This is a genomic window from Streptococcus danieliae, from assembly GCF_009767945.1.
Classification (GTDB): domain Bacteria; phylum Bacillota; class Bacilli; order Lactobacillales; family Streptococcaceae; genus Streptococcus; species Streptococcus danieliae.
The window spans coordinates 1-2173 of record NZ_WSRS01000135.1 but is presented as its reverse complement, the minus strand read 5'-3'; the positions used below and the strand labels follow the sequence as shown (position 1 = coordinate 2173).

General features: G+C 41.7%; 2 protein-coding genes. One reads left to right on the top strand and one right to left on the bottom strand.

Annotation, left to right across the window (positions count from 1 at the left end; all coding sequences use genetic code 11):
• Positions 1 to 75: 75 nt before the first annotated feature.
• Positions 76 to 501 carry a response regulator gene (locus E5983_RS08955; RefSeq protein WP_160333484.1) on the bottom strand — a complete coding sequence of 142 codons (426 nt, stop codon included), beginning with the start codon at positions 499 to 501 and terminating at the stop codon, positions 76 to 78.
• A gap of 311 nt (positions 502 to 812) precedes the next feature.
• Between E5983_RS08955 and E5983_RS08950 the strand changes: the two genes are divergently transcribed.
• On the top strand, positions 813 to 2018 hold the full coding sequence (locus E5983_RS08950) for an MFS transporter (protein ID WP_237397613.1): 1206 nt from the start codon (positions 813 to 815) through the stop codon (positions 2016 to 2018).
• The last annotated feature ends 155 nt before the right edge of the window (positions 2019 to 2173 follow it).

Here is a 2173-nt window from a genome sequence, read left to right as displayed (position 1 = left end):
ACGTCCGCACTACCAAATAGGAATACCTACTTATTTGAAATAAGGCGTCAATAAGTATGAGTTTTTAGAGGTGCCCTAAAGTATTTCGATTTCGCGAGGACTTAGAGCAGACGAATAGGGATTTCTTGGATAGGGGAAGGTTGCTTGTCCTTTTAAGACCTTTTGAAAGCCTTGGTTTATCTCTTCCATACTCAGGTCTTGATGGAGGTAGCCAGTGGCTTTTGCTTCCAGACTTTTTTGGAGGTAGTGTTCGCGATAGTGGGTTGAAAACAATAGGATAGGCTGGTCTGGAAAGGCTGCCTTGATTTTCTGGCAGGCTGAGAAGGCCTTGCGCTCAGGTCTGGTGATTTCCAAGATGACTAGCCCTGGTTGGTTCTGGGAGATGCGTTCTAAAAAGCTGTCTTCCCAGTCCTTTAAGTAGACTGTAAATTCTAAATTGTTATAGATCTTAGTCAGGGCCTGGGCTAGGAATTCACGGCGTCCGATGAAAAGTACGGTCATGTTCTTCCTCCTTTCCATGGTTAAAAAAGTTTGCTTCATTATAGCAAAAAACTTGTTTGAAATAGTTGCTTTTTTTGAAAATTTTTAGGAGATTGCACAAATAACTCATGCGAATCAAGGCGAGATTTGCTAGACTGTCAGTACTAACGTTAGTAAGATTCAAGAAAGAGGTAAGGGGTATGAATATGAGATTACTGTTTAAGCATCCCAGAAAATCAGTAGGCGATCGTTTCTAACTAGTTGTTTGATAGTAAATAGCTAGACGATTTTTGATCGGATAGCAGAGCTCGAATAGAAGGTGGTGACGCTTGATGAGTCTGAAGTCGATGAAACTGACGCCTAATTTTTACCGCTTAATTTTTAGTGGGGCTAATCGGAATGTAGCGGATTCCTTTTATATGATTGCCTTGTCCCTTGGTTTGGTACAAGTTTACCAGATTGATGCGGGTTCTTTGTCCCTCTTTACCTTGATTGGGATGTTGCCGCGTTTGTTTGCGGCAGCCTATGGTCCTTATCTTCACCGCTTAAAGCGAAATAAGTTGGCTATACTGAGTTTGCAGGGGATCCAGATTGGTTTGATGTTGTTGATTCTCTTGTGTTTGATGCAGACCTGGTCCCTTCTTTGGATGGTCCTATTGAATTTTGTGTTCTCCTTGGTTACGGTTTGTTTGAACAATCTGCAAATGAAGGTGATTCCGGCGATTTTAGACAATCGTGAGGATTTGTTGGAAAAATCGGTTAATGTTCAATATTTGACTGGAAATGTTCTGGATATTTCCAGTAACTTTGTAGCTTCTCTCCTGTTAGGTTTTATGTCCTATTTGACCTTGATGGAATGGAGTTTGCCTTTCTTTATTGGTGCTCTGTATTTCTTGATGCGGTTGCAGATTCCGGATACAGCGGGAGTGACTGTGGAGGAGGAAGAGTCGGTGGATCGGCTTGCTTCTTTTAAAACCCTAGTTGCTTCACGAGATGCTTTTTATATTATTCTGACGGAGGGGATCCTCAGTGGGGGAGTAGATTTGTTGCTGACGCTGGCGCCTATTTATTTAGTGCAGCAGGGTTATTCGGTCGCTTATTTGGGCTTGATCTTAGCCTGCCAGCGGGGAGCAGATCTTTTAGGGGCAATCCTAGCTCCCTATGTTCAGATGGATCCTCGGCTTTTTTTCCCCTTGGATTACATGCTCTCGGGTGCTCTGTTACTGCTGGTCTTTGTGGTAGAGCAACCTTGGATTCAGTTGGGCGCCTTTTTCCTGGCCTTTCTGATTATTGGTATTTCCGGGAATATGTTTAACAAACTGATCTATGCAACTTATGATCACAAGGAGTTGGCACTGGTTAATGCAGCTATTGTCAGTCTCTATACATTTTTTGCGGTTATTAGTTTGCTTGTCCCAAGTTTCTACGGGAATATTACCGTTTTGGGGCTGATCATTAATGGGGCGACGATTGTTGTTGGCTTTTTCCTTTTTTCAACCATAAGAAAGAGGCTGGGACAAAAGTCTCATAAAGCCTAAAAAGGAGAGATTCATCTACTGAAATCCCAAATTATTCATACCTCAAACAACTCTGTGTAAATAGCTAAAAAATCATCAGAAATTGCCAAAAAACAATGGCAATTTCTGATGATTTTTCTTATCGTTCAATCTGTTCTAAGGATAAAAATGGATTC

Excerpts from the sequence above, each read along its gene's own strand:
- E5983_RS08955 (WP_160333484.1), bottom strand. The coding sequence starts at position 501 with ATGACCGTACTTTTCATCGGACGCCGTGAATTCCTAGCCCAGGCCCTG.
- E5983_RS08950 (WP_237397613.1), top strand. The coding sequence starts at position 813 with ATGAGTCTGAAGTCGATGAAACTGACGCCTAATTTTTACCGCTTAATT.